Source organism: Lactobacillus sp. PV034 (assembly GCF_014522305.1).
In the GTDB taxonomy this organism is placed as follows: domain Bacteria; phylum Bacillota; class Bacilli; order Lactobacillales; family Lactobacillaceae; genus Lactobacillus.
Window position 1 is genome coordinate 1,001,766 of record NZ_CP041982.1, and the last position, 26,039, is coordinate 1,027,804.

Genomic DNA, 26,039 nt, shown 5'->3' on the forward strand with positions numbered 1-26,039 from the left:
TAGAATGGCAAAAGAACAAGAAAATAATTTAACAGTAATTATGCAAGTTATGACGCAAGCAGGCGAAGCTAAAAATGATGCTATGCATGCTATTCAAGCAGCTAAAGCTAATGATTTTAGGCAAGCTCTGTCCTACCTCGATCAAGCAAATATTGAGCTAAATAAGGCCCACACTACTCAAAGTAAACTTTTAACTCAAATAGCTAATGGCCAACACACTAAATTGGATCTTTATTTAATTCATGCAGAGGATCACCTCATGGGGGCCATTACTTTTATAGATTTAGCTAAAGAATTTGTCGACTTATATCAAAAATTAGCTAACAACTACTAAGAATTTGATATTTTTACTTTTCTTAATGAAAAGGTTTAGACTATTTAGTCAATTAAGGTTAAAATAATTAATGAAAACTCACATCACAAAAAGAGGCTTAGCAATTGCTAAGCCTCTTTTTTATCACTTACCATAATAATTATTCCTAAGACATATCATTTCGAAATTTTTAATTTTCGTCCTACAATTAATAAGGACCTTACTTAGGTAGAAAGGGAAGGTGAACCTTAAATGATTATTTATTATCGTCCAAACTAATTTTACGTTTATACTATACTCAACCGGAAGAAAAAACTTATTTGGTAATTTATAATTTTAGAATCCACTATATAATCTACTGACCTTGTTCAATTGATCAAGGTCTTTTTAAATGTCCTAAAATACTAACGTACCCCAATAATTTCAACTTGATAACTGCCTGCCGGCGCTTCAACAGTAACAGTTTTCCCTGCTGTTTGTTTCATAAGTGCTTGGCCTAAGGGTGAATCAAATGAAACTTTATTTTTAGTTAGATCTGCTTCCATGCGTCCTACTATCTTATAAGTTTCTGCTTCATCATCGTCTTCAAACTTTAATTTAACTTTTGAACCCAAATCAATTGTTCCATCATTTTTTTGTTCAATAATTTCGGCATATTTTAATTGCTTATCCAAATAACGTAAGCGACTTTGCAGGTGCCCTAATTCTTGCTTAGCGGTCGTATATTCTGAATTTTCGGATAAATCCCCCATGCTTCTAGCTTCTTGCAAAATCTTGATTCTACGTGGACGGTCTTTTTTTAAACGCTTAATTTCTTCTTCAATTTCACGGTAACCCTCTGGGGTCATTTTTTGAAAATACACCATTAACTTCTTTCCTCCATAATTCTAGTCAAGTGTATCATTTTTAGAAAAATAAGAAAATTTATTGCTTATTTAGTAACTGGTAAATATTAAAATTTGATGTAAAATAGGAGCTATAAATTATAAAAAAGTTAAAAAGGAGTTTCATATGTCTCACGAATTATCCTTCCAGGAATTAGAAGAATTCCGTAATGATTTTCATAATGCTAGAAATGAAGTTGTTGCCCGCGCTGCGATGCGTAACGGTCTATTAGAGGCTTCATTCAATCCCGAAGTTGTTGGGCGTTTAACTGATACCTTCTCAGTTGAAGTTGAAACCGATAATGTTACTAACCAAAAACAATCCGGTCGTTGCTGGTTATTTGCAACCTTAAATACCTTACGTCATGATTTTGGTAAAAAATATCATGCCAAAAACTTTACCTTATCCCAAGCCTATAACTTCTTCTGGGATAAAATTGAACGAGCAAATATTTTTTACGATGCAATAATTGCTTCAGCAGATAAACCTTTATCTGATCGAAGTGTACAAGCTTATCTAGATTTTGCCGGTGCCGACGGCGGTCAATGGGCAATGGCTGCTTCTTTAGTTAAAAAATATGGTGTTGTGCCATCTTATGCCATGCCAGAAAGTTTTAACACTGACCATACTTCTGCTTTACGTGATGCGCTAGCTCGCAAGGAAAGAAAAGATGCTTTAGTTTTACGTAAACTGGTAAACGCTGGTAAAACTGAAGAAGTAGAAAAAAAGCGTAAAGAATTCTTGAGTGAAGTCTATCGCATGACTGCAATTGCTGTCGGTGAACCACCAAAGAAATTTGATCTTGAATATCGCGATGACAATAAAAAGTTACACTTAGATAAAGACCTGACCCCAAGTGAATTTTTCAATAAATACTGGGATGTCAACTTTGATGACTATATCTGTCTCACTAATGCTCCCGACCATGAATACAATAAGTTATACTCTCTACCATTTGAAGATAATGTTAATGGTGGCATCCCTATTACCTTCTTAAACGAACCAATGGAATACTTACGTAACGCTGCTATTAAGCAATTAAAAGATGGTGAAGGCGTTTGGTTCGGTAATGATGTTTTGAAGGAAATGGACCGCAAAACTGGCTATTTAGATACTGAACTTTACAAGACAGACGATCTCTTTGAAGTTGATACTCAAATGACTAAAGCAGAACGTTTAGCTACAGGTGAAGGTAGTGTTAGTCACGCCATGACTTTAGTCGGTGTAGACGAAGATAATGGTGAAATCCGTAAATGGAAAGTTGAAAATTCTTGGGGCGATAAATCTGGCCGTAAAGGTTACTTTACCATGAGCAATGATTGGTTTAACGAATTTGTCTATGAAGTAGTTGTCAGAAAAGAATTCTTAACTCCAGACCAAAGAAAATTAGCTGAATCTACTCCAACTGAACTTGCACCTTGGGATTCTTTGGCCTAATTAATAATTAAATCGAACAAAAAAAGCTAGTAGTTTATGAAACAGCTCATAACTCCTAGCTTTTTTATTGCCGACATTTTTTGATCATAATTCTAATTGCCAAGAAAAGTAAGGTAAGACCTGAAATAATCCAACCAATGATTGCTACACCAGTTTGCTTATATTTAACAATAATCTCTTTTTTGTTTTACTTGGCGTAAGTTTAATTATTCCTAATCCTTCTTTATTTTCCTTTAATTCTCTGAAAGAAGTGACTTTCTTTTTTGTTTTTATTTGATATTGATAGCCAAAATAAAAAATCTTTGGCACTACTACTGACTGAACTTTTCCGTCCACTAGCAAAACTAATTCATGATAATTGTTCGCTTTTATTTTTACTCCAGGTTCTTTTTCGACTACCTTTTCTGGCGTCATCTCACGCCAATTAGGATATGCTTTTACAAATGATTGAGGCAAGTATTCTCCCCGACTAATTCCATAATTAGTTTGATAATTAATTAGTAATGACTGATAGCGGTCATAAACGAACTTAAGGGTTACCTTAGAAGTAAAGGCAAAGCTGATTAGTAAAAAAATAATACTGATGCTTCCTACTATTTTACCAGTCTTTAGCTTTAATGTAGTAGCCCAAGTAGCAATTAGAAGTAGATATAATGGTATCAAAAGTAAGTTTAAGCGCCACATTTCTTGCATCACATTTATACTTTTTAGATGGCTACTCAAAAATAGCACAATATTTCTTCCGTATAACACAACCGAAATAATTAATGCTGAAATTAAAATAGTCCTACTTTTATTACTAATTTTTCTTATCTTTACCAAGCTCGCAATAGTTGCAACCAAAAATAAAACTATAATTAAAGGTCCAACATATCCTTGTTGCAAGATATTAATTGATTTGGGATTAATCGCAGTAAAGAGATGTAAACTTGAACTTGGAAGAAGCAAATTACCTTGATCGTCGATACTAGTATCCCTAAATTTTTGAAATAAATATTGTTGAATTAAAGGAAAAAGAAAAACAGCTCCGATTCCAGCTCCTACTATCCCAGCTTTAACTATCTCTAGTAGACTTCGTGGTTGTCGGATTAATGACCGTAAATTTAATAATAGAATTAAAATAATTAATCCTACCATCATCATGAAACTTAAAAGATGACTAACTAATAAAGCTGCCATCAATAATCCATACTTTACATAGGAAACTTGCTTCCCAGTCACAAGATTTAAAGTCTCAACAATAATAAGCGGGATAAAAACATAGGCCAAAGCTTCGCCAATTGCTGCTCGACCAAATACCATACTAATATAATAATTATTCAGCACATAAAATGGCATTATTACTGCGGCAATATCTTTTCTATTGGTTAATTGATAAGTAGCCCAGTAAATGGCTAACATTGCTCCAATAGTCAAAATAATTATTAATAAGCGATAAACTAAATAAACTGGAAAGCCCCAAGCAACTAAAATCGCAAACGGATAAAGCCAAAAATTACCATAAAAAAAGCCTACTCCATACCCCATGCCACCTAAATAATTAAACCCAATCGGATTGGGAAAGTGACCTGCTTTAAGATTATTAGCAAGCGTATGAATGCGTGCCATATGGAAGTTAGGATCATATCCTCCCGGAATCGCACGTAACCCTATCAATAATAAAATCGCTATTAAAGTTAATAGAAATACTACTTCTCCAAAAAAATTACTTTTTATCCAACTCTTAATTTTATCCACTTTAAACTTCCCACTCATTCATAAATTCTTTGATAAAATCACGCATATATTCAGTTCTGCGTCTTGCTTCAAGTTCACCAGCAGAAGTATTCATCAGTTTTTCTAAATTAAACAATTTTTCATAAAAATGATTAATTGTTGTTTTCTCATGATTACGATACTGATCGTGATCAGTTAAAGTTACTGGTTTAATTTGCGGATCATAAATCAAATTACCATGCTTACCACCATAGGTAAAAGCCCGAGCGATACCGATCGCTCCGAGGCTTTCTAGCCTATCAGCATCTTGGACATATTTTCCAGATAATGGTAACTGATGACGATACTCAATATTTGCAGAAAAAGAGATATGCTGAATTGTAAATAAAATATCTTTAACTTCTAAATCTTCAAAGCCACTTTGAGCTAAAAGTTCTTTAATCTCCTCAATAATTATTTTCGGTTCAGCACTTATTTTTTCATCAATTGTGTCATGTAAATAACCAGCCGCATTAATAATAGCAACTAGGCGACTACTTTTATGCGCTTGTGGATTATCATTTAAGTACATTTTTTCAGCTAAATGCGCTACTCTTTGACCATGATAATAATCATGCCCAGTTCGCTCATCTTGCAGTGTCTTTTTAGTAAAAGCTTTTATTCTTTCTAGATTAATCATCAGTCAATTCCTATACCTATATCCCTTTAAGTATAATATAAACAACGTAAAAATCTAAACTTTAATTATTAAGCTGCTTCCCAGATTTGAACTGGGGACCTCCTCCTTACCACGGCGGTGCTCTACCTCCTGAGCTAAAGCAGCATGTAGCAATATTTTAGCATATTGTTACTATCAAAAAAATGCAAGTAATCATTCCAATCACTTGCATTTCTATTTAGCGTTTAATTCTAACTAAAGTATATTTCTTTTTACCCTTACGGATAATTACAAATTTACCATCAAAGGCACTATCTGGTTCAACAATAAAGTCAGTATCCTTTTGACGCTCACCGTTAACATAGATAGCACCATTTGAAACATCTTCTCTGGCTTGACGTTTTGATGGTTCAATTTTAGTTTCAACTAAAAATTCAACAATATTTTTTGCATCCCTAGTTGCTTCCACACTTGGTGCATTCTTAAAGCCTTGTTCAATTTGATCAACAGTCAAATCTTTTACATTTCCCTTAAATAATGCTTGGGTGATGAATTGAGCTTCATCTAAGCCTTCTTGACCATGAACAAACTTAGTAACTTCTTCAGCTAAACGACGTTGTGCTTCACGCTTCCAAGGTTCTTTTTCAACTTTTTCAGCTAAGTCTTCAATTTCTTCACGTGATAAGAAAGTGAAGTACTTCAGGTATTTAATCACATCACGGTCATCTTGATTTAACCAGAACTGGTAGAATTCATAAGGACTGGTCTTTTCTGGATCAAGCCAAACTGCTCCACCTGCTGATTTACCAAATTTTGTACCATCTGCTTTTAACATTAATGGAATAGTTAAACCAAATGCTTTACGATCTTGACCTTCAAGTTTGTGGATTAAATCGATTCCAGCAGTGATATTCCCCCATTGATCACTACCACCGATTTGTAATTGCACACCGTGATCTTTATTTAAATGGAAAAAGTCAATTGCTTGCAAAATTTGGTAGGTAAACTCAGTAAATGAAATACCATTCTCTAAACGTGAAGCAACAACATCTTTGTTAAGCATATTGTTAATTTGGAAAAATTTACCGTAATCACGTAAGAAATCAATTAAGTTTAATTTTCCAAGCCAGTCAGCATTATTAACAATTTCAAAGTTTTCGGTACCGAATAACTTCTTCATTTGAGCAGTAAGTTTTTCTTCATTCTTCTTAACTTGTTCTGCAGTTTGTAATACTCGTTCTGTCTTTCGACCAGATGGATCACCAATTGCACCAGTTCCCCCACCAATTAAAATTACTGGGTGATAACCTGCCATTTGAAATCTCTTCAAAATCATAAATGGAATTAAGTGACCAATATGAAGTGAATCTCCAGTTGGATCAGTACCACAGTAAAGGGCCAAATCATCATGATCCTTTAAGTAATCACGTAAACCTTCGGCATCAGTTTCTTGGTTAATGGCACCTCGCCACTCTAGGTCTTCCAAAATATCAAATTTTGCCATAATTTTCCTCCAACAAAAAAACGTCCCCAGTCATAACGACCAGGGACGACTAAATTACATCATTAGCCGTGGTACCACCCACGTTTGCGCTATTGCGCCTTAAGCTAGTTGCTACGGAAACTACCCCATTAAGTATTTCAACCAAATAGCCTGCCTAGCTCGCACCACACGCTAGTTCTCTGAACACTGAACTATTTGTTTACTTCGTTAATTAAGATAATAAGCGACCTTAACAATTAAGTCAACATTAATTAGCCGACTTATAAAAACTCTTATTAGCTTTTAAGGTATAGCCTTCACCTTGAGACATATCATATTGAATTAATTCATAGTCATGTAATAATTGCCTTTGCTTTTTAGTTAAGGATTTTTCTGATACTTCCTTCCCATTTTGATCAACAAATTCAATTCCTGTTCCAGCCTTGTAATTAACTGTTATTGCTGGTAACTCTTTTTGCACTTGCGTTAGCAATGCTTGGAATGGTGAAACTTTGATATTTCCTTGCTCTAAAGCCATTGGAATAAAGTCAGCCGTACTTACATAGTTGCTATCACCAACTTTATTCTTAGCCCCATGTTCTCGAGCATACTTATTAGCATAAATAAAATAATTAGTCGCATGCAACTGAATAGGATAATTATTTAATTTACTTTGATCAATAATAGCAGGATAGTGATCACCATAGAAGACAAAAATAATTGGGCGATTTAATTTATCAATCTGCTTAATAAAATCTTCTACAGCCTGATCAGTATACTGAACTCCCTTAGTGTACGTAGCAAGACTCTGACTATCAATCCCCTTAGTTTGAGGTAAATCTACTTTTATCTTATTAAGATATTCGTTATTTGAATACCAATTATTGTACGGTAAGTGATTCTGCATGGAAATCAAATTGATGAATTGTGATCCTTTATGAGAAGATAATTGATCTTCAGCATTGCGATAAAGTGTTTCATCAGATAAATACCAAGATTCACCCAGCTTTTTTTGATGGTGAATCTTATATTTCGATCCAATAAAGACAAACTTGTCAAAACCTAAAGTCTTATAGACACTCTGGCGGGAGTAATAAGTACCAAAAAATGGATGGATCGCACTAGAATATGCATAATTCATCCCTAGAGAAGGATAAAATGGATAACTTGGCACAATTTGTTGATAAGGCATAATTTGTCCCTTTAAAGTACCAATATTAAATCCTGTTAGTGATTCATATTCCATTTTAGCTGTACCACCACCATAGCCACCGCTAAGCATTTTTCCGCTGGTGGTCTGCTGACTTAAATGACGAATAAACTTCATTGGGTCAGCAACACCAGATTTTAATTTTACCGTTGGAAAATCAAGTGGATCAGTAAAACTTTCACTCAAATTAAAAATCATAGTCTGATCGCCTAATTTATTAGTTCGATCTTGGTTAATAACTTTAGCTTTTTGACGATACTTTTGCTCTAACCTAGTAATTGCAGCTTGTGAATACCCTGCAGGTTTATCCATAGTTGCCACATTACTATAATCAAACAGCATTAATAATGGTCCATTAATTTCTGCATCAACGGTAGGCGCACTATAAATTGGCGAATTATCAAAGGCTCGACTAAGATAATAAATTGGTGAATTAAGATTATTAAATTGAGATGGCGTGCACCATAACAAGAATCCTAAAACTAAACCAATTAAACGAGATTTAATGGTGCCTACATGCTGTGGAAACTTAATTTCAAGAAAAATTGTAATTGCAACAATTATTAATAACCCAATAACAGCAGCAACAATGATACCAGGATTAATCATTCCTAGTAAGGTATTAGCATTTAAAGCTTCCCTTAATTCTGTTGGATAAATTGGTTCTCCTCGTAAAGAGATTTTAATTTGGTCTGCTATAGCCAAACCAATAATAAAAACCGTAACAAGCGAAAGAGAAACCCAATAACGAGTTGTAATAAATACAAAAATACCAAATAGTGCTAGTAAGAATAGCGCAGTCAGAATCGGTACAAACATGCGTTGCGCCAAAATGTACCAAAAAATATTTTGACTATTTAAACCATTAATGCGACCTTGCTTACTTACAATAAAAATTGATAGCCAAGCCAAAATCAACAAGTATAGGCAAGTCCAGAAAAATAATTTATGCTGCTTGATATAAGCTATCACTTTATCCCATGCAACAATAATTATCTGACCAAGACTTTTTTGATCAAAAATATTAACTATTTTTTGCATAAAGACTAATTTTTTAAGGCCATAATTAATAGCTATACTGTAAATTGCTATCAATACTAGGCAAATTAAAATTGCAAGTAAACGCGCTTTTTTACCACTAGGCAGGTAATTAAAATAAGTAACAAAAATTGGTGACTCGGTAATAATTAGTGCCAAGTAAATATTATTAAACAGATACTGATTAACAAATGGCACAAAAAATTTAAGGCTATACAGTAAAAGGCCACTGCTTAATAACATTACTGCTGAAGGTGGGTAATCTAAAAAGGTCATCCCTGCCGGCATGCTTTTTTGTACATCGGGGAATTGTAATAATAAAGTTTGATTAGACCAAACAATAAAAATACTTAAGAATATAAATGCAACAAAAGAAAAAATTGCCCAATTTATTTTATATTCTTGACGTTTGAGCCACATTCCCCAAACTCCGGCAATAATTAATAATAGCCCAAATAAATTCGAAGCTAGACCGATTCCAGACCCACTGACTGCCCAGATTACGAGTGAAACAAAGACTAAAATAATTCCACTTTGGCGCTTACTAAAATGGTCCAAAAAGTAATCAAAATATTTCTTCAATAAGAAGAAAATTACTATGCCAGTAAAAATTGGGCTCACTCCTGCAATTAATGGGAGCAACATGCCAAATACTTGCCACATTTTAAATTGGCTATAATTAATTGCACAAATTATTACTTGCAAAATAAATAAGCCAATATACCCAGTGAGCCATACTTTGCCTGCTTGCTTAAATTTAGCTGGTAAGTTAATTGCTCCTAACAGCATAAAGCCAAATACGATTAGAAATAGTTGACCATACTTACCGGTCTGATATAAACCAATATTATTAGGATGATAGGGGCGATTAAAAAATAAACTAACCCAAATAGCAAAAATCAATCCTAAACTTAGTAACCAAGTAAAATATTTTGTGATTCTTTTAGACATATAATATCCTTTTACTTTTTAGCTTCATTTAAAATATCAACCCTTTTATTATACAATATCAACTCATTACAAAAAGGTATCATTTTATAGATGATACCTTTTAAAACTATGATACTTTTTTACCTAATTTCTTCTTGATCGTCGTTAAAATATCAACTTTCTTACTTTGACCATGGAAAAAGTCCACAATATCATGACGATATTTATAAATCATTACTGCGGTTCCTAGCAAAAAGACACTGCCACAATACCAGTTAACCGTAAACCCAACATAGAGGCTGTAACCTAACATAAAAATAATTGGTGGCCAAGTAAGATCTTTCATAATAATTACTAAAAGTAATCCTACTAGCAAAGCCACTAAAGCTGGCCAAAAATCAAAGAAGAGAATCCAAACAATCGAAACTGCTACTCCCTTACCACCTGAGAAGTTATTCCAAATTGGAAAACAGTGGCCTAATACTACCCCTAATCCACAAAAGGCAATGGCATCAGGATTTCCATGATACACAAAAAATACAATTAAGAGAGCAACTAAAGTTTTACTTAAATCGCCGATACAAGTAATGATCCCGTATTTTTTGCCAAATACTGCTCCTACATTAGCTGTACCAGGATTTTTTGAACCATACTTTGTTGGATCTTTATGTAGTAAAAACCTTCCTACAATCATTGCAAAAAGGATATTACCAAAAACATAACCAATGATGAGCGAATAAATTCGAAACATTACTCATCGTCTCCTTCCCATAGGCTATCACTATCAGGTTTATAAATATAATAAATCTGATTTGGATCGCCACTACTCCAGTCAAAATTAGGATTTTTTGAATTTTGATAAGTTTCATTATTATCAAGGTCAACAGCCTCTAAGCCTAATTGTTCTCTCACAATATTAGAAGTTCTTTGTAACTCTTCATCACGCATTACCTGATATGAAGCTCCACCAATCATTGCTCCAGCGCCATGTAAATAATCGCTCTTCATATTATCCGTGCAATGACGATAATTTTTAGCAATGGCTACCATAGAATCAAAAGTTAAATTAGTTCTAACACTATTGGATGTTGAATCTAAAACAGAATCTAAATTTTCAATTGTCTTTAAAGAAAATGCATGTTTCAGGATCGACATAATTACTTGTCTTTGACGCTTTTGACGTCCGTAATCTCCTTCAGGATCATCATAGCGCATGCGCGAATATGCTAAAGCTTGGCTTCCGTTTAAATGCATTGTCTTACCCTTCGTAAAGGTATAACCACCATATGAAAATGTTAATGGCACCTTAACATCAACGCCACCAACACCATCAACAATTTTACGCATTCCACCCATATTCATTACCATGTAATATTTAATGGGGACATTAAGCACTTTACTGGTGGTCTTCATCGCCATTCGTGCGCCACCAATATTATAGGCTGCGTTAATTTTGTGTACTTGGAAAGTTTCAGTGCCAATCATCTGCGCCATCGTATCTCGCGGAATCGACATTAAGGTAAGTTTATTTTGCTTAGGATTAACAGTTGCCAGAATCATAGTATCTGTATTTCCTCGTTTTTCATGACGCCCAAAGGCTCCAGTATCAGTTCCTAAGAGCAGAATATTAAATGAATTTTGGCCATTAAAATTATCTTGAGTTACGGCATTACTTGGGTCATAAGTTTTATTGATCGCATTTCTGGTTTTAGTATATAAAGAAAAACCGTAGATACCAGCCCCTGCAATCAACAACGCAAGGATAATAAAGAACCATTTCCAAGGATGATGTTGCCTTTTTCTTTTATTTAATTCAACCCTTGATTCTGTTGGTTTATAATCCATAAATTGTGTCTCAAACTTTCTTCAATATAAATTATTAGCTAAAATCGCTTAATAAATCGAGATAATATTATTACTAATATAGGATAATACAAAAAAAGCACAATACAAACCTTAATATTGTGCTTTTTATAGTAATTTTAATTATTTAAAAGTCATACTCGTAGTTAACTTAACTTTTTCTCCTGGCGCTACCAGTTGTTTCTTATCTTGCTTGTCTGGTATTTCATTCATCAGCTTAAAACCAAGACAAGGGGCCTCTAAATTAGATAATGTTGTAATAGCCAGATAAGGAAATTCTGTTAAGGAAAGTTGAATTTTATGCTCAGATTGTGGGCTTGCTAAACTCACCTCAGTCAAGCCAAGATTTGAAATTATCATTGGCTCTGCTTTTAATTTCTCTAGCACCAGTGGGAAGTCTCCACTTGTAATTTTATTAGTAGTAAGATCATTTACTTCTATGAGCGATAATTCTTGCCCTTCAGGTGAGAATTTTAGTTGATAATCATCAAAAAATAAATCTTCTCTATCAGGAACAAAAGGTAAGTTAAAGAAGGACATAAATCCTAAACCAAATGGCAATGATTGAGTATTAGGATTTTTAACTAAAAATTCTAACTCTAGCTGGTTACCAGTTAAACTATAAGTTACCATTAAGCTAAATTCATAAGGAAAAAACTTTAAGGTACTTTCATTTTGTGTCAAAGTTAAGCTTAAACGAGCATCTCCCTTGTCCACCACAGTCCATTCACTAGTTTCAACAATCCTCTGATCCGCTGTTTTATCACCTTTGCCCGGGAAATAATTCTCAATATTTTCAATTGTTGGGAATTGAATCATATTTAATTTAAGACTCTGTTCACCATTCCAAATATAGTCAAAGTTACCTACTTTATCAATTACATGTGCGAGTTGAGCTGTATTCTCATCAATATCTACTCTCAACAATGCATTTTCAATCGTTAACATTAACGATCCTCCTAACACTACTTACGTGTATACTTACGTTGAAAAAGTATCACGGATAACTTAATATGTCAATTTGTGCTAATCCTCAAATAAAAAAGGCATCCGGCTGGATGTCTTTTTTATTTAATAACTGTAGTAAGGAATGCCCCAATAACAATTAAAGCTAAACCAATTAAAGTGTAAATCAAGCCACGCTTGCTTTTCTTTTCGTGAAGGAAGATTAAACCACCTAAAGTTGAAATAACTACACAAAGCTGTGATACAACAAATGCAGTATTTACACCCCAAGGTCCAATGGAGTAAATGTAAGCCAAGTTAGCAATACCATAAAGAATACCAGCAGTTCCAGAGTAAACAGTAGTCTTTTGAGCCCATGCCTTCAAATTACCAGTTACCAAGGTATAGATAAAGACCGAAACCATCATTCCGATAGTTTCACCAAAGAAGATAGAGATACTTGAACCATGTAAAGCTTTAGGAATTGAACTCGAAGCAATATAACCGAAGGTAGTTAAAATCAAAAGAATTAAAGTTGCCCATTGATTCTTAGACTTACCTTCACTAGTTCCTTCATCAGAACGTGAAGTGAAAACCACACCAATAATCAAAACTATAATTCCGAAAAATCCCCAAAATCTTGATGAAGTTGTTTGCCATTCATGAAAGGCAATCACCCCTACTAAAGGAACACCAATCAACTGTAAACCAGTTGAAATTGGCATTGTGGCTGAAACACTGATTCGTTCATAGGAAATATATTGTCCCACTTGACCAATCACCCAACAAGCACCTGCTAGTGCTGAAAAAAGAAATAGTGGCCAGTTAAGAGCTGGGTGGGCAATTAACATAACTATGATCGCAAATAGAAAAGCGGCAACTACAGTTCCGACAATTTGATTATAAACATTACTATTCTTAACACTAGCAATAGCAAGTGGCATAAGCCCCCAACCAATTGCGGGTAAGAATAAAATAAGGATATTTAAGTAGTTCATATATTCTCTCCCTAACTTTTTGTAACTGCTTTATTTTATCAACTATTGGCCCACTTCGCAAATTCAATTAAAAATAAAAGGAAGACTTTCCCAAGTCTTCGCTTATTTCTTCTCTTGCACAATATAGATTGGTCTATTTTTAACTTGTAAGTATATCCGACCAATATATTTGCCTAAAATACCGATGCAGAGCAACTGTAATCCTCCAATTAGTAAAATAATACTTACTAAAGAAGCCCAGCCAAACACACTTGATCCTGGCTCAACGAAGTGGCGAATTATTACAAATAAAAATCCCAAAATTGAAAGGACAGCAGAAAAAGTTCCAATCCAAACCGCAAGATTAAGAGGTGCTTGAGAAAAATCAGAAATTCCATCCATCGCATACTTAAATAAAGACCAAGTATTCCAGTCACTTTCTCCAGCAACGCGCTCAACATTATGGTAATCAAGATATTTGGTTCTAAAGCCTACCCAGGAAAAAATTCCTTTTGAAAACCGGCTATATTCAGGCATATCTAAGACGGCATCAACCATCTGCCTAGTCATCATTCGATAATCACGTGCACCAGGGACAATCGAGGTATTAGAAATCTTGTTAACCACCTTGTAAAACATATCCGATAAAAAGGATTTAACTTTTCCTTCTCCAGTACGATCTACACGTCGGGTACCAATACAATCGTATTTACCTGTTTGCAATAATTGATACATTTCAGGTAAAAACTTTGGTGGATCCTGTAAATCTGCATCCATCACAACTACATAATCTCCCGTTGCCGACTGTAATCCAGCGTAAAGGGCAGCTTCTTTACCAAAGTTTCTAGAAAAAGAAACATAGTGAACATGCTCTGGATCTTGTTTTTGTAATTTACGTAATTCTTCTAAAGTATTATCTTTTGAACCATCATTAATAAACCAGTATTCCGGTTCAACTCCGGGCATAGTGGCAAGCACTTTATTAACTTCAGGATAAAAATAAGGGATAGCTTCTTCTTCATTATAAGAAGGAACTATAATTGACAATTTACTCATCAGAACTCCTCTATTCTAATTTTGGTTAAATCGGTAATTAACAATTACCTTTAAACCATAAAGAAACAAAACCAACCAGCCAACTAAACTAATAATTACTAAGCCCCAGAACCACATTGGTACTATAAAACTTAAAATAGCCGTATTGTTCCCTTTTCTTTGGTTAACTGTCGGTGAACCAATTGGGTTTAACTTCTGCGGTTGAACTATTTGATTGTTAACTTGCAGACGCGATTGATGGTACATCACTAAGGGCAGCTGGACTTCATCACTCTTCTTAGCAACCCAACTTAAATACAAAGAACTTCCATGTACAGAATAATTATACCTCATTGATTGATCAATAATATCGGTTCGATATAATAAATTCACCATATCTGGGCTAATATGCTTTTTATAGATTGGCAAATAATCTGGCTCAGTTCGGTTAATCAGTTTAAACAACAAACCTTTATCTTTACCATTAACTGCCCCTTTGATATCTTGACGCTTATTATCAATTTGATAATAAGTAGTTAAAACAGCAACACGATTGGGATCATTATACATTTTAGTTAGAGCAACATTTGTCCTGATCGTACAAACTGTAGTCTGAACTAGTGCTGCCACCAGAACTGCTAAAACAATTAATTTTTCTTTTTTATATTTAACTAATGCTTCTAAAGTTAATCCCATCCCTAAGAACAGTAAAGGATAAGCTGCCACAATTAAGCGATATGGGAACTGAAACGATCTTCCCAGTCCAGGAAGTAAAGTTTGAATAAAATGCCACGGCATAAATCTTGAAGAAACTAGTAATAAAACAGCACCCTCAAGTGTGACAAAGGTATTTAATTTGTTTTCTCGTAAGTGAAACAAGACATAACAGATCTGGGCAATGAACAAACAAAATACCAAAATAGTTAACTGTCCGTGCTCACTACCACTAGCGCTGATATGGACAGCACCTGAATTCAAACCAAAGCTCTTAGGTAAAGCAATCTTATTAGTACGATAAAGTAATAAAAATGCGCCCCAAAAATTCGCTGTTAAAACAATTGTACCAGCTACTGCCTTAATAAAGTTTAATAGAATAGCCTTTTTATTTTGGTTCACTACAAAGGAATAAATGGCAAATGGAACCAAACTAAGAGCTAGAATCACAGTACTTAATAAGTGAATTTGTGCAATAATTGCCATAATCAGCATTAATTTAACCCAGTGAACCGGATTATTCTTATCTTGGATCATATCAATCCCGCACATCACTACATAAGGTGCTAGTGCTGCTCCCCAAGCCATAAAATTATCGGCTCTTAACCAGCCTGGCATAATTCCTAAGGTTAAATATAATAATGCCAGCAAAATAGCATTAACTTCTCTTACTTTTACCTTGGTCATCATGCGATAAACAGCCATCCCACCGATTAAGTAAACTAAGTAATCCATAATAATCTGGTAAGTAAACCAACTACCAGATAACAGTACTAAAAGCCCATTAAGATAAGCAAAAAATGGGCCATAAAGAGCATTGATAATACGACCACTTTGCATTGCCGTAATATTATTTTGAAAATAACTGAAATTACCAGTTTTTATTTGCTCAGCCGCATCATAGAAACGGCTAAAATGAAAATAGCGATCAGCAGTAATAAAAGTCGCATGGGAAACTAATTGCGTTGAAATTATAATCGTAGTTAAAAGCAAAATAGCAAAATAAGGGGCAAAAAATTTAAATATTTGATGCCAATTAATTGTTGTCTTTTTCATTTTTCACCCTTAATTAAGCTACTGAATCGCTTTGATCTTTTCTAAAAGTAATAACCTTATTAATTACAAATTGAATTAAAGTCGCTACAAAAGTTGCAATTACTTTGACAATAAATTTATCATATCCCAATTTAGTTACAAAAATAAACAAACATAAGGTAGTAAAGAGGGTCGTTACTTGTCCAACTAGATAATAAGAAATAAATCTTAATAGTAACTTATCATGCACTTTGAAGTTGGCAAATGAATTCCAAATAAAATTATTTAATAAACCACAACTAGAGCTAATAAAATTGGCCCACTCAACATTAAAATTAAAAAAGTGAGTCAAAATCAGAAAGACTCCAAAATCTACTACTAATCCCAGTAAACCAATCAAAATATAGCCTACTAATTGTTTAAAATCTTCAGAAGCCCGCAGCTTTTGAATTTTTTCCTTCATCAAATATTAACCTCATTAATTACATCAAGAATATATAGTAACTATTTTACTCTACAATTTTTTATGCAACAATTATTTCCTATTAGTTGACATTTATTAAAATACCTACTACAATATACTTACTTTTTATTAGCAATATAAAAATTTAAGACAGAGAGGAAAGATATATGGCTAAAAAATCAAAAATTGTTAAAGCTGCAAAGCAAAGAGAATTAATCAAAAAATATTATGAATTAAAAGAAGCAGGTAACATCGAAGCATTGGCAAAATTACCACGCAATGCTCGTCCAACTCATTACCATAACCGTGATTTATACGATGGTCGTCCTCACGGCTACATGCGTAAGTTTGGAATGTCACGTTTACGCTTCAAAGAACTTGCTCACAAGGGACAACTTCCTGGTGTGAAAAAAGCTAGTTGGTAATCATTAAAAAATAAATTTATTAAAATAGTAAGCAAAAAAGCTTCCGAATTCGGAAGCTTTTTTTATTTACTTAATAATTACTTATCAAGCTTTTCTTTGTTAACAACATTTAATTGGTCGTCAAATGTGTAAACAACTGGTTCACCAGTCTTCATTTCAACATCCATGATATCTTCATCAGAAATGTTTTCAATGTACTTAGTTAAAGCACGAAGTGAGTTACCGTGAGCAGCAATAATTACGTTCTTGCCGTCAAGTAAATCTGGAGCAATGTGATCTTCCCAGAATGGCATAACTCTTTCCAAAGTTACCTTAAGGTTTTCTGCCTTAGGAACAATATGTGGATCAAGGTCTGCGTAACGACGGTCATGTGCTTGACTGTATTCTGAATCATCTTCGATTTCAGGTGGTAAAACATCGTATGAACGACGCCAAATGTGAACTTGGTCGTCACCGTATTTTTCAGCAGTCTTCTTCTTGTTTAAACCTTGAAGTGCACCGTAGTGACGTTCGTTTAATCTCCAAGTCTTAGTTTCAGGAATCCAAAGTTGACCACTTTCTTCTAATGCGAAGTGCAAAGTCTTGATGGCACGAGTTAATAATGAAGTGTAAGCTTGATCAAATTCAAGACCGTGTTCCTTAATTAACTTACCAGCTCTCTTAGCTTCTTCTACACCCTTATCTGAAAGGTTAACATCTACCCAACCAGTAAATTGGTTAGAAAGGTTCCATTCACTTTGACCGTGACGGATTAATACTAACTTAGACATGAGCAATATCTCCTTTTAAATCTTTTGTACAACCATTATTTTACACGTCTAAGCTCAAAATTCCTAGTTAATGTGAAAATTATTCTTAATCCACGTGGTACAATAGCATTAGAAATGAGGTATAAATAATTATGGATCAAAAAGAAGAAATCAAATTAAAGGGTGGTCACCTCAATCTAGAGATGCTCAATGCAATTTTTAAGACTATTCCACAAGAATTTGACGTTTTAGATGAAAATGATCGTGTAGTTTGGTCTTCAATGAATGAACACAGACTATTCAAGCGCACTGAAGACGATATTGGTAAAACTGTTTACGAAGTTCACCCTGGTCATTCCCAAGGACATGTTAAACAAGTATTAGAACAAATGCATGATAATAAGCGTGGTTCACTTTCATTAGTGATTCACCATGACGATAAGCCTGTCAGCATTTCATTTTATGCACTTCATAATGATGATGGTGAATATATTGGCTGTATTGAAGTAACCCAACCAGTAGATAAATACCAAGTTAAAGGTAGTAAGTGGCGTAATATTTTAAATGTCTTAAAGAAAAAATAGTTTTAAAATAAAAGACTGCAAAAGCAACTGATTCATACTTGAATCAAAATAACTTTTGCAGTCTTTTTTTACTTGGACTTTAATCTAGATTTACTAAATTGACAGATAGAAAATACTATTACTATTAACCAGCTAATAATACTTACAAATAGTAACGTCATAAACCATTTTGGAATGTTAAAGGATAAAATAGCTTCGTTTTGCCCTACTTTACTTCTAACAACCGGCATCCCGATGGCATTAAATTCTTTAATTTGGCCTTTGTCTTTTCCATTTACAACGAGTTGTGACTGGTGGTACATCACAATTGGTAATAAAACGTCCTTCAGCTTTTCATCACCTTGCCAAATAATTTTTAATTTTCCATGCGCAAGCACTTCTTTATGAAAATGATCCCGATTAGGGATATACAATTTTTGATAGAGCATCATATTAGCACGTGCCATCGTGATCTTATGCCGCAAAGACAAATATTCCGGATTAAAACTAGGAACATTAATCAGAAATTGGTTTAGATCTGGCTGCCGACTCCATTTTGCAATATGAGTTGTCGCAACAATTCCCATTGTTTGTTGTTCATTTTTAATCATATTTGATCTTGTATTATAGGCAAAAGTCAGCAATATCAAACATGAACCTACTATTCCAATACTCTTAATTCCCCAGTTTTTATTATTCAATAAATGCGTTAGAGAGATAGCTATTCCACTATACAATAAAGGATAAGCAATTACAGTTAAACGATTCGGAAACTGCAGATATGTAGCTAAACTTGGTAGTTGTCTTTCCAATAATTGCCATGGAAATAATTGCGAACTAATTATTAAAAATACAAAGCCTTCAACAGTTAGAAATAAATTTATCGGCTGGTTTTTCCAGCAAAAGAAAACATACCCTAACTGAAAAATAAATACTAATAAAGTAGAGATAAGAATTGTACCTTTGACTGTAATTGCTCCTAAATGCACAGCACTTTGCGCTAAAGGATATGAAAATGTTGGCGATATCGTATTAGTAGAATATAAAAGAAGGTATGCACTCCAAACGTTAGCTGAAAGTACAACAAATAATAAAATTGCTTTTCCAACATTAATTAACAGTTCTTTTTTATTTTCACTAATAATCAGTCCATAAACAAAAAATGGAATTAAGGCCATGACCGATAAGACAATGCTCAACATATGGACCTGGGCAATAATTCCCATTACTGTCCCTAGTTCTAGCCAGTTTACCTGTCTGTCTTTAGTTTGGATCATTTTGATACCCTCAATTAATACATAGGGCATTAGTGCTGCGCCCCAAGAATTAAAAGTATCTCCTTGAATCCAATAAACAACATAACCTGTAGCTAAGAACATTAGCATACTTAAAATAGCAGCCCAATTCGAAGCTTTTACTTTTTTAGATAAACGATACATTCCTAAACCGGCTAGGATAAAAAGCAAATAATTAGTTAAAACTTGAAATCTAAACCAAGAACCAGCTAATAATAATAGTCCACCTAAAAAATATGAAAAAAATGGACCATAAATTGGATTAATAATCCTACCACTTTGATAAGCACCATAATTCATTTGAAAATAGGAAAAATTGTGATGCAAAAGCTGCTGTGCTGTATCATAAATGCGATTTTCATGAAACAAGGTATCAGATAAAATCAACCCTACATGATGCTTTAATTGGAAAAACATCATTAGACTTGCTGTTAAAAGAATAAGTGAGATAACTAGCAGATACTCACCTATTATCCTTGAGCATCTTATCCTAATTTTTTTATTCATTATTTCCTCCAAAATAATATATTTTTTGATTATATCATATTCTTTAAATCCGACATGTGCTAATCTTAATATTGTAAAGATTAAGAGATTACAGAATGAGAAAAGAGTTAAGAGGATAATTATGCGTAAAAAAATACTAACAATAGCAGCACTAGCAACTACCCTATTTATTATTTTGGGGGTTAGTGGCTGTGGCAAAAAATCTAGTTCTAATAATTTGCCAAGTGCAAAAAGTTTAATTACCAATAATTTCAACAAGGGTATGAAAAATGGGCATTTTACTACTGACATTAAGTCAAAAGAATTAAACGAAAATGCCTCATTAAAGGGTTATTTTAAAGACACTTCTTTAATCAATACTGATTACTCACTTACCAACAAGGGTAAAACCCAAACTGAATCTATTTGGTTAACCCCAGACACAATGTATTTATTGTTAGAACAAAATAAGGGTAAATGGATTAAAACTGGTGCCTCAGCTAATAATTTCGATCCTGAACAGGTTACTAGACGTTTCAAGCCAGCAACCTTTAAGTCACTTAATAAGGCTGTGGCAAAATCAGCTTTGGTTACTGTTCACACTAACACTTACCAAGTTGCTTATAGCGGCACTAGTAGCGACGTCTGGAAAGGCATTAAGAATTTAATCATTGATACTTTAAACACTCCCGGAACTCAAAATATGCAAGTGGTCCAAATGATTAATGCCGGTCAACCACAAAATATTTCTGTAACATACACTTTTGATAAAAATACTAAAGCCTTAACTAGTATGACCATTAAGACTAACTTCACAGTTAACGGCAGCTATGATTTCAACTGGAACTTAAAATACGATCAACTGGGGCAACATGCCGATCTCGCTGTTCCTTCTGACATCCAAAAAAATGCTGCAGATGTAAGTAAACAATCAAAATAATTATTTTTAGGTATTCGTATGCTAAAATAATAAATATTAAGTCCCAAGTTAATAGCTTGGACTTTTTATTTGTTTTAAACTTGGAAGAATGAATGGAGAATTATATGGACCAAAATAACCAAAACAAGCAAGAAGCAAAACAAAGTAATATAGGAAAAATTATTGCTGGTATCATTGCTGGTATTGTAATTGTCTGTGGGGTTGTTTTCTTAATCTTAGAGATGACTAAGCCATCTGGGGCACAAGCATTATCAAGTGCTAAAAATGAAAAAGTTAGTTCTATTCGTGCTCGTGCCAACATTAAGACTGACGAGATTAGTGATAATACCCTTATCGAATACAATGACCAAGCAGTTCACTCTCACGTAGTCTTAAAATCAGGAGATGATACCAAGAGAATCAATACTTGGATTTTAAAGAATAAAACTTATGCTCAAGTTGATGGCAAATGGTACTACAAGTCTAGCGATACTACTGATTTTAAGGATGCTCGCAACGAAGTTAAAGAAAGTACTAACATTAAGCAATTCCTTGATTTACCAACATCTGCAGCTAATTTATTCAAGGTAAGCCTAGATGGCATTACAGGTTACACTTTAACTTACAGTGGTAGCAACCAAAAAATTATGGACAGTGTGGTCTCCGATGCCAAAAAGGTTAACATTACTATCCACATGGACCATACCAAGAATTTACATGATATTAGTGCGACAGCTAAGCTTAAAAATGGCGGTTCAACCTCAATTCAAGTTTATGATGTAAATAACGTTAAGGATTTGAACGTACCAGCTAACGTCAAAAAAGCAGCAAATGCCGACGAATAAGTTTCTTTAATAGCTCTTACACTTAAGCTGTAAGAGCTATTTTTATTGACTAATATTTTATTTAAAGTTAAATTTTATTTATTAGAATTTCTTTAGGAGAATATATTTATGGATGAAAAACAAGAAGTTGTAAAAAAAAGTAAGAAACATGTTGGTGCTATTATTAGTTGGATAATTGCTATCCTAATTATCATTATTATTGGTGGAGTTTTATATTTCCATTTTTCTAAACCTAGTGCAGCTGACGCCTTAAATTCTGCGGCAAAAACCAAAATCAACTCTGTCAATTCAACCATTGTTTTGAAGCAAAGTAAGAACAACAGTGAAACTTTAACCTATCAATTAAAGGGTGATACGATTCACCTTACTAATCGCTTTACTCCAGCAAATAAAGCTCAAGAACAAGAAACTTGGATTACTGGCGACAAGTTTTACTTTTTAAACAATAAAAAGTGGAATTACATGAAGCGTAACACTTTAACTAATACTTTTATTGCTAATTCTACAGCTACATATAAAAAGTTATTTACCAGTCATAATTTTAGTAAATTATCTAACTCAGCCAAGAAAAAGTTTAACGTTAATTACGACGGTTTAACTGGTTATACCCTCACCTACCAAGGGAATGACAAAGATGTCATTAAGGGAATTCAAAAAGCTATCAGTGATAGTGATACTAACGATAGTAGTCAAATTAAGAATGCTGATGTCACTATTAAAATAAATCGTCATAAAGAACTTCTTGATTACAAAGTTTTATATACTTTTACTAATGGCAAAGAATCAACGGTTATCCACGTAACTGACATTAACAAGGTAGCGAGCCTTACTCTTCCAAAAGAAGTTAAAAATGCTACTGAAATAGCCACTCCCAACTTACGTTAATTAAATTTATTATATGCAAAAAGGCTTCTGCATTAAGCAGAAGCCTTTTTATGTTACTTGGTATTAAACTTAATTTCTTTTCTTTTTATCAACAAAACCTAATGCTAGACTTGCTGCTAAGAAGATAGAACCTAATAATACACCAGCCACTGACTTGCTTCCAGTTTGTGGAAGGGTCTCTTCATCTTTTTCATTATTTGAATTTGATGAAGAATCCATTGCAACCAAGTTTGAAGATTTTGCTGGGGTATCTTCGATAAATGAACTTGCATCATGCTTATGAGTAGCATGAATGCCTGCAGTTTCAGTTTTTGGCGTTTCTGAGTTTGAAACTACTGGATCTGGAAGATCTGAAACTGGAGTAGTTGGTTCATTTGGAGTTGGATTTGGTTGAGGTGTTGGTTGTGGATTTGGATCAACTGTTGAAGGTTGAACAGGATCTGAAGGTTCAGGAGTAGCTTTAGTTACATAAACTACAATTGGCTTCATGTCACTAGTTACTGTTACTTCTGGTAACTTATCAACTGGTGTATAACCTTCTGGAACGTTAAATTCTACCTTTTCGCCGGGTTCTTGTTCCCTTACATCAGTCTTAACTACTTTACCATCTTTAGTCTCGTAGATTACTACACTAGCCACTTTGGCTGCTGGAGTATCTGTTGGTGGTACTGTATCGGTTTGCTTCTTAGCTACAATAACGGTAATTGGAGACATGTCGCTACTTACTGTTACTTCTGGTAACTTATCTACTGGCACGTAACCTTCTGGTACGTTAAATTCTACCTTTTCTCCAGGTTTTTGTTCTTTAATATCAGTCTTAATTACCTTACCATCTTTAGTTTTGTAAATTACTACACTAGCTACCTTATTGTTTGCAACTGTTTCAGGAGTACCAGTGGCGGTTTCCTTCTTAACCACGATAACCTTAATTGGACTCATGTCCCTATTTACTGTTACTTCTGGTAACTTATCTACTGGCACATAGTCTTCTGGTACGTTGAACTCTACCTTTTCTCCTGGATTTTGTTCCTTAATATCAGTCTTAATTACCTTACCATCTTCAGTTTGGTAGATTACTACACTAGCTACCTTATTATTTGCAACTGTTTCAGGCGTACCAGTGGCGGTTTCCTTTTTAATCACAAGAACATTAATTGGTGCTGGATCATCTGCGCCAAATGTTACTTGCGTTGGATACTTACCACTAATTACCCAACCTTCTGGAACGTTCTTTTCAATATTAGTAGCTATAGTTTCACCGGTCTTACCAGTTACAGTGTAACCATTGCCAACCTTATTACCAGCTTTATCAACATAGTTGATTACTTGATCATGAGTATTAGCAGTGTAAGTTACAGTTACCTCAGCATTTTAATCATTTAAGTTTACATCTTTAGGAGCAATCTTAGTTACATCTGGAGTATAACCAGCTACTTTTGGAACCCCAAACTCATCCCAAGTATTTTTATCTGACTTCCAAGCAATTGGTTCATCGACATAAGTTTGTTCACCACTTTGAGTATAAGTTACATCTTGTGTAACTGAATCCGGATTTTTTGGTAAACCAGTAAAACTAATTGTTCTTGTAATAGTCTTTGAATTATTTAAAGGAATTGGATTTACCTTAAATAAGATCAAATTACCAGTAGTGTCATTATAAGTAAAAGCACCGAATGTATAACCAGCTTGTTGAGTATTTGGTGCTACTGTCCACTTAAAGGAATCCTTGAATGCTTGAACATTATCAGGTGCATTATCTGATTTCAAATATTGGTCTAAGTTGGTTACATAGTCTAATGGAGAGCCAACTTTTTCACCAAGCTTGACAGGGTTATCTGACTTAATCAATAAAGTACCATTGCCATAATCTGGTAAAGTTGCAATTTCTTTTAAAGAAACGTTATCAGGGGCAGTATCTGGTTCTTGGGGATCTCTTACTGCACTTATGCTATCCAAAATAATTGGCTTTTGTCCTGGAATAGTTACACTAATGCTTGGATCATTAGTTGGTTCAAGATTTGTATAATTACCAGCTTCATTTTTAGTGAAATCATACTTTGGTGCTACTTTCCATTCAATCTTAGTTCCAACTGGTAAAGCACCTAAATTTCCAATGTAACTTGCTGGATCTGGAGATTCATTAACGTTATCAATATTATTTTCACCATTTGCATAAGTGAAATATGGAGTATCCGTAAGAGTTGGAGTAGTTGAAGTAGGATGAACAAATAAAGTTGCTACTTTGTTCTTGGTACCAAAATTGGTAATGTCACCTGGGAAGTATGAGCCTTCATCCATTTCAAAACCGAGGGATTGAAGCATACTAGTAATATCTTCAGAAACAGAATCACTATTTGGAATAGGGGTTTCTTCATCGTCATTCTTCGCCTTAGCTCCGACCCATTCATAGTGAGCCACTAAAGAATTATTATTACTGTTAATAATATTTAAAGTATTTTGAACTTGACCTGCACTAACTTCTTGTTCAGCTTTTCTAACTAAAACTGGTACATTAACAGTGACATTCTTTGATGGATATACGTCTTCACCTTGATCATTAGTTGTAGGATCGGCATCGTAATTTGGATAGCTTAAATTTGCGATACCAGAAGTATTACCAATCTTTGAAACATCTGGTTTTTGTTTCCAAGTTAAACGAGTACTTGGATCTTCAGTATCAATTTGAGCTTGTTCTAATTGATCTGGTGTAAATAATGAATTAATATCCAAAGTAGGTAGTTGACCTTGAGTAGTATATACTGGAGCACTAGTGATAGTTTGTTCAGTAGCATCTTGAGAAGTCTTTTTAGGAGTCTCGTTCGTTTCATTTGAAGCTTTTGAAGCTAAAGTAGGGTCTGTTACTGCGTCCTTATTTAAATCAGGGGTATCATTTGTAACTTCACTAACTTCATCTGCTGACTTAACTTCAGCCAATACATCGTTACTTCTTAAACCTAAGTAAACGCTAGTAGAAATAAGTACTGAAGCGGCTCCAATACTTAATTTTCTAATTGCAAAACGAGCATTTTTATCCAACATTTGTTTTTTCATTCTTTTCTCCTTGTTGTTTTTCCTAATACATATTATATTATATGCCACTTTGTTATTATTTCAATGATAAATATCTTATAAATTCATAACACTAAGCATATTCTTATGTGTAGCTATTT

23 protein-coding genes, 1 tRNA gene and 1 pseudogene are annotated in these 26,039 nt (G+C 33.9%); 7 read left to right on the forward strand and 18 right to left on the reverse strand.

Annotated features, from left to right (window positions below; genetic code table 11):
* Window positions 1-4: 4 nt before the first annotated feature.
* Window positions 5-334 (forward strand): PTS lactose/cellobiose transporter subunit IIA, encoded by a 330-nt coding sequence (locus FP432_RS05190; RefSeq protein ID WP_265488263.1) that lies wholly within the window; start codon window positions 5-7, stop codon window positions 332-334.
* A gap of 383 nt (window positions 335-717) precedes the next feature.
* Here the strand turns inward: FP432_RS05190 and greA are convergent, their stop codons facing one another.
* Entirely contained in the window at window positions 718-1,179 is a 462-nt protein-coding gene (gene greA / locus FP432_RS05195; protein WP_265488264.1) for a transcription elongation factor GreA, read from the reverse strand.
* A 145-nt stretch (window positions 1,180-1,324) separates the two neighbouring features.
* Between greA and FP432_RS05200 the strand changes: the two genes are divergently transcribed.
* Entirely contained in the window at window positions 1,325-2,635 is a 1,311-nt protein-coding gene (locus tag FP432_RS05200) for a C1 family peptidase (RefSeq protein ID WP_265488265.1), read from the forward strand.
* A 144-nt stretch (window positions 2,636-2,779) separates the two neighbouring features.
* Here the strand turns inward: FP432_RS05200 and FP432_RS05205 are convergent, their stop codons facing one another.
* The 12 genes from FP432_RS05205 to FP432_RS05260 form a co-directional block, all read right to left on the reverse strand.
* Window positions 2,780-4,372 (reverse strand): hypothetical protein, encoded by a 1,593-nt coding sequence (locus tag FP432_RS05205; protein WP_265488266.1) that lies wholly within the window; start codon window positions 4,370-4,372, stop codon window positions 2,780-2,782.
* Window position 4,373: 1 nt separating this feature from the next.
* Window positions 4,374-5,030, reverse strand: coding sequence for an HD domain-containing protein (locus FP432_RS05210; protein WP_416202879.1), 657 nt, complete (start codon window positions 5,028-5,030; stop codon window positions 4,374-4,376).
* Window positions 5,031-5,101: 71 nt separating this feature from the next.
* Window positions 5,102-5,174 (reverse strand) — tRNA-Thr (locus FP432_RS05215).
* 73 nt (window positions 5,175-5,247) lie between these two features.
* A complete protein-coding gene (tyrS, locus tag FP432_RS05220; protein WP_265488267.1) occupies window positions 5,248-6,513 on the reverse strand; it encodes a tyrosine--tRNA ligase in 1,266 nt (421 codons plus the stop codon).
* Window positions 6,514-6,760: 247 nt separating this feature from the next.
* Window positions 6,761-9,691 (reverse strand): LTA synthase family protein, encoded by a 2,931-nt coding sequence (locus FP432_RS05225; protein ID WP_265488268.1) that lies wholly within the window; start codon window positions 9,689-9,691, stop codon window positions 6,761-6,763.
* Between the two features lie 106 nt (window positions 9,692-9,797).
* Complete coding sequence (locus FP432_RS05230) at window positions 9,798-10,421, reverse strand: glycerol-3-phosphate acyltransferase (protein WP_265488269.1); 624 nt, start codon at window positions 10,419-10,421, stop codon at window positions 9,798-9,800.
* Window positions 10,421-11,515, reverse strand: a complete 1,095-nt coding sequence (locus FP432_RS05235; protein ID WP_265488270.1) for an LCP family protein — start codon at window positions 11,513-11,515, stop codon at window positions 10,421-10,423. Before FP432_RS05235 ends, FP432_RS05230 begins: the two co-directional genes overlap by 1 nt.
* A gap of 141 nt (window positions 11,516-11,656) precedes the next feature.
* Window positions 11,657-12,481, reverse strand: coding sequence for an aldose 1-epimerase family protein (locus FP432_RS05240; protein WP_265488271.1), 825 nt, complete (start codon window positions 12,479-12,481; stop codon window positions 11,657-11,659).
* 119 nt (window positions 12,482-12,600) lie between these two features.
* The gene (locus FP432_RS05245; RefSeq protein ID WP_265488272.1) at window positions 12,601-13,476 is read right to left on the reverse strand and encodes a GRP family sugar transporter; all 876 of its coding nucleotides are present in this window, start codon (window positions 13,474-13,476) and stop codon (window positions 12,601-12,603) included.
* A gap of 102 nt (window positions 13,477-13,578) precedes the next feature.
* Window positions 13,579-14,511 carry a glycosyltransferase family 2 protein gene (locus FP432_RS05250; RefSeq protein ID WP_265488273.1) on the reverse strand — a complete coding sequence of 311 codons (933 nt, stop codon included), beginning with the start codon at window positions 14,509-14,511 and terminating at the stop codon, window positions 13,579-13,581.
* Between the two features lie 15 nt (window positions 14,512-14,526).
* On the reverse strand, window positions 14,527-16,260 hold the full coding sequence (locus FP432_RS05255; protein WP_265488274.1) for a cell division protein: 1,734 nt from the start codon (window positions 16,258-16,260) through the stop codon (window positions 14,527-14,529).
* A gap of 13 nt (window positions 16,261-16,273) precedes the next feature.
* Window positions 16,274-16,702 (reverse strand): GtrA family protein, encoded by a 429-nt coding sequence (locus FP432_RS05260; RefSeq protein WP_265488275.1) that lies wholly within the window; start codon window positions 16,700-16,702, stop codon window positions 16,274-16,276.
* Window positions 16,703-16,869: 167 nt separating this feature from the next.
* On the opposite strand from FP432_RS05260, the gene rpsN reads away from it, so the two are divergent.
* Window positions 16,870-17,127, forward strand: coding sequence for a 30S ribosomal protein S14 (rpsN, locus tag FP432_RS05265; RefSeq protein WP_265488276.1), 258 nt, complete (start codon window positions 16,870-16,872; stop codon window positions 17,125-17,127).
* A gap of 77 nt (window positions 17,128-17,204) precedes the next feature.
* Here rpsN and FP432_RS05270 read toward each other — a convergent pair whose 3' ends face one another.
* On the reverse strand, window positions 17,205-17,897 hold the full coding sequence (locus tag FP432_RS05270; protein ID WP_117118734.1) for a 2,3-diphosphoglycerate-dependent phosphoglycerate mutase: 693 nt from the start codon (window positions 17,895-17,897) through the stop codon (window positions 17,205-17,207).
* A gap of 131 nt (window positions 17,898-18,028) precedes the next feature.
* Between FP432_RS05270 and FP432_RS05275 the strand changes: the two genes are divergently transcribed.
* Window positions 18,029-18,460: a PAS domain-containing protein gene (locus tag FP432_RS05275; RefSeq protein WP_265488277.1), complete on the forward strand. Its 432-nt coding sequence runs from the start codon at window positions 18,029-18,031 to the stop codon at window positions 18,458-18,460.
* Between the two features lie 68 nt (window positions 18,461-18,528).
* Here FP432_RS05275 and FP432_RS05280 read toward each other — a convergent pair whose 3' ends face one another.
* Window positions 18,529-20,241 (reverse strand): cell division protein, encoded by a 1,713-nt coding sequence (locus tag FP432_RS05280; RefSeq protein WP_265488278.1) that lies wholly within the window; start codon window positions 20,239-20,241, stop codon window positions 18,529-18,531.
* Between the two features lie 121 nt (window positions 20,242-20,362).
* Between FP432_RS05280 and FP432_RS05285 the strand changes: the two genes are divergently transcribed.
* The 3 genes from FP432_RS05285 (at window position 20,363) to FP432_RS05295 (ending at window position 22,869) form a co-directional block, all read left to right on the forward strand.
* Entirely contained in the window at window positions 20,363-21,160 is a 798-nt protein-coding gene (locus FP432_RS05285) for a DUF6612 family protein (protein WP_265488279.1), read from the forward strand.
* Window positions 21,161-21,252: 92 nt separating this feature from the next.
* On the forward strand, window positions 21,253-21,984 hold the full coding sequence (locus FP432_RS05290) for a hypothetical protein (protein ID WP_265488280.1): 732 nt from the start codon (window positions 21,253-21,255) through the stop codon (window positions 21,982-21,984).
* Window positions 21,985-22,092: 108 nt separating this feature from the next.
* Window positions 22,093-22,869, forward strand: a complete 777-nt coding sequence (locus FP432_RS05295; protein WP_265488281.1) for a hypothetical protein — start codon at window positions 22,093-22,095, stop codon at window positions 22,867-22,869.
* A 69-nt stretch (window positions 22,870-22,938) separates the two neighbouring features.
* Here FP432_RS05295 and FP432_RS05300 read toward each other — a convergent pair whose 3' ends face one another.
* From FP432_RS05300 to FP432_RS05305, 3 genes and pseudogenes are all read right to left on the reverse strand, one after another.
* On the reverse strand, window positions 22,939-24,012 hold the full coding sequence (locus FP432_RS05300) for an LPXTG cell wall anchor domain-containing protein (RefSeq protein WP_265488282.1): 1,074 nt from the start codon (window positions 24,010-24,012) through the stop codon (window positions 22,939-22,941).
* 33 nt (window positions 24,013-24,045) lie between these two features.
* Window positions 24,046-24,192 (reverse strand): annotated as a pseudogene (locus FP432_RS08015) (hypothetical protein); the annotation flags it as partial.
* Between the two features lie 48 nt (window positions 24,193-24,240).
* Window positions 24,241-25,920 (reverse strand): YSIRK-type signal peptide-containing protein, encoded by a 1,680-nt coding sequence (locus FP432_RS05305; RefSeq protein ID WP_265488283.1) that lies wholly within the window; start codon window positions 25,918-25,920, stop codon window positions 24,241-24,243.
* Window positions 25,921-26,039 lie beyond the last annotated feature (119 nt).

Excerpts from the sequence above, each read along its gene's own strand:
- FP432_RS05235 (WP_265488270.1), bottom strand. The coding sequence starts at position 11,515 with ATGGATTATAAACCAACAGAATCAAGGGTTGAATTAAATAAAAGAAAA.
- FP432_RS05290 (WP_265488280.1), top strand. The coding sequence starts at position 21,253 with ATGGAGAATTATATGGACCAAAATAACCAAAACAAGCAAGAAGCAAAA.
- FP432_RS05295 (WP_265488281.1), top strand. The coding sequence starts at position 22,093 with ATGGATGAAAAACAAGAAGTTGTAAAAAAAAGTAAGAAACATGTTGGT.
- FP432_RS05255 (WP_265488274.1), bottom strand. The coding sequence starts at position 16,260 with ATGAAAAAGACAACAATTAATTGGCATCAAATATTTAAATTTTTTGCC.
- rpsN (WP_265488276.1), top strand. The coding sequence starts at position 16,870 with ATGGCTAAAAAATCAAAAATTGTTAAAGCTGCAAAGCAAAGAGAATTA.
- FP432_RS05225 (WP_265488268.1), bottom strand. The coding sequence starts at position 9,691 with ATGTCTAAAAGAATCACAAAATATTTTACTTGGTTACTAAGTTTAGGA.
- tyrS (WP_265488267.1), bottom strand. The coding sequence starts at position 6,513 with ATGGCAAAATTTGATATTTTGGAAGACCTAGAGTGGCGAGGTGCCATT.
- FP432_RS05305 (WP_265488283.1), bottom strand. The coding sequence starts at position 25,920 with ATGAAAAAACAAATGTTGGATAAAAATGCTCGTTTTGCAATTAGAAAA.
- FP432_RS05270 (WP_117118734.1), bottom strand. The coding sequence starts at position 17,897 with ATGTCTAAGTTAGTATTAATCCGTCACGGTCAAAGTGAATGGAACCTT.
- FP432_RS05240 (WP_265488271.1), bottom strand. The coding sequence starts at position 12,481 with ATGTTAACGATTGAAAATGCATTGTTGAGAGTAGATATTGATGAGAAT.
- FP432_RS05275 (WP_265488277.1), top strand. The coding sequence starts at position 18,029 with ATGGATCAAAAAGAAGAAATCAAATTAAAGGGTGGTCACCTCAATCTA.
- greA (WP_265488264.1), bottom strand. The coding sequence starts at position 1,179 with ATGGTGTATTTTCAAAAAATGACCCCAGAGGGTTACCGTGAAATTGAA.
- FP432_RS05230 (WP_265488269.1), bottom strand. The coding sequence starts at position 10,421 with ATGTTTCGAATTTATTCGCTCATCATTGGTTATGTTTTTGGTAATATC.
- FP432_RS05280 (WP_265488278.1), bottom strand. The coding sequence starts at position 20,241 with ATGAATAAAAAAATTAGGATAAGATGCTCAAGGATAATAGGTGAGTAT.
- FP432_RS05260 (WP_265488275.1), bottom strand. The coding sequence starts at position 16,702 with ATGAAGGAAAAAATTCAAAAGCTGCGGGCTTCTGAAGATTTTAAACAA.
- FP432_RS05200 (WP_265488265.1), top strand. The coding sequence starts at position 1,325 with ATGTCTCACGAATTATCCTTCCAGGAATTAGAAGAATTCCGTAATGAT.
- FP432_RS05190 (WP_265488263.1), top strand. The coding sequence starts at position 5 with ATGGCAAAAGAACAAGAAAATAATTTAACAGTAATTATGCAAGTTATG.
- FP432_RS05210 (WP_416202879.1), bottom strand. The coding sequence starts at position 5,030 with ATGATTAATCTAGAAAGAATAAAAGCTTTTACTAAAAAGACACTGCAA.
- FP432_RS05245 (WP_265488272.1), bottom strand. The coding sequence starts at position 13,476 with ATGAACTACTTAAATATCCTTATTTTATTCTTACCCGCAATTGGTTGG.
- FP432_RS05250 (WP_265488273.1), bottom strand. The coding sequence starts at position 14,511 with ATGAGTAAATTGTCAATTATAGTTCCTTCTTATAATGAAGAAGAAGCT.
- FP432_RS05285 (WP_265488279.1), top strand. The coding sequence starts at position 20,363 with ATGCGTAAAAAAATACTAACAATAGCAGCACTAGCAACTACCCTATTT.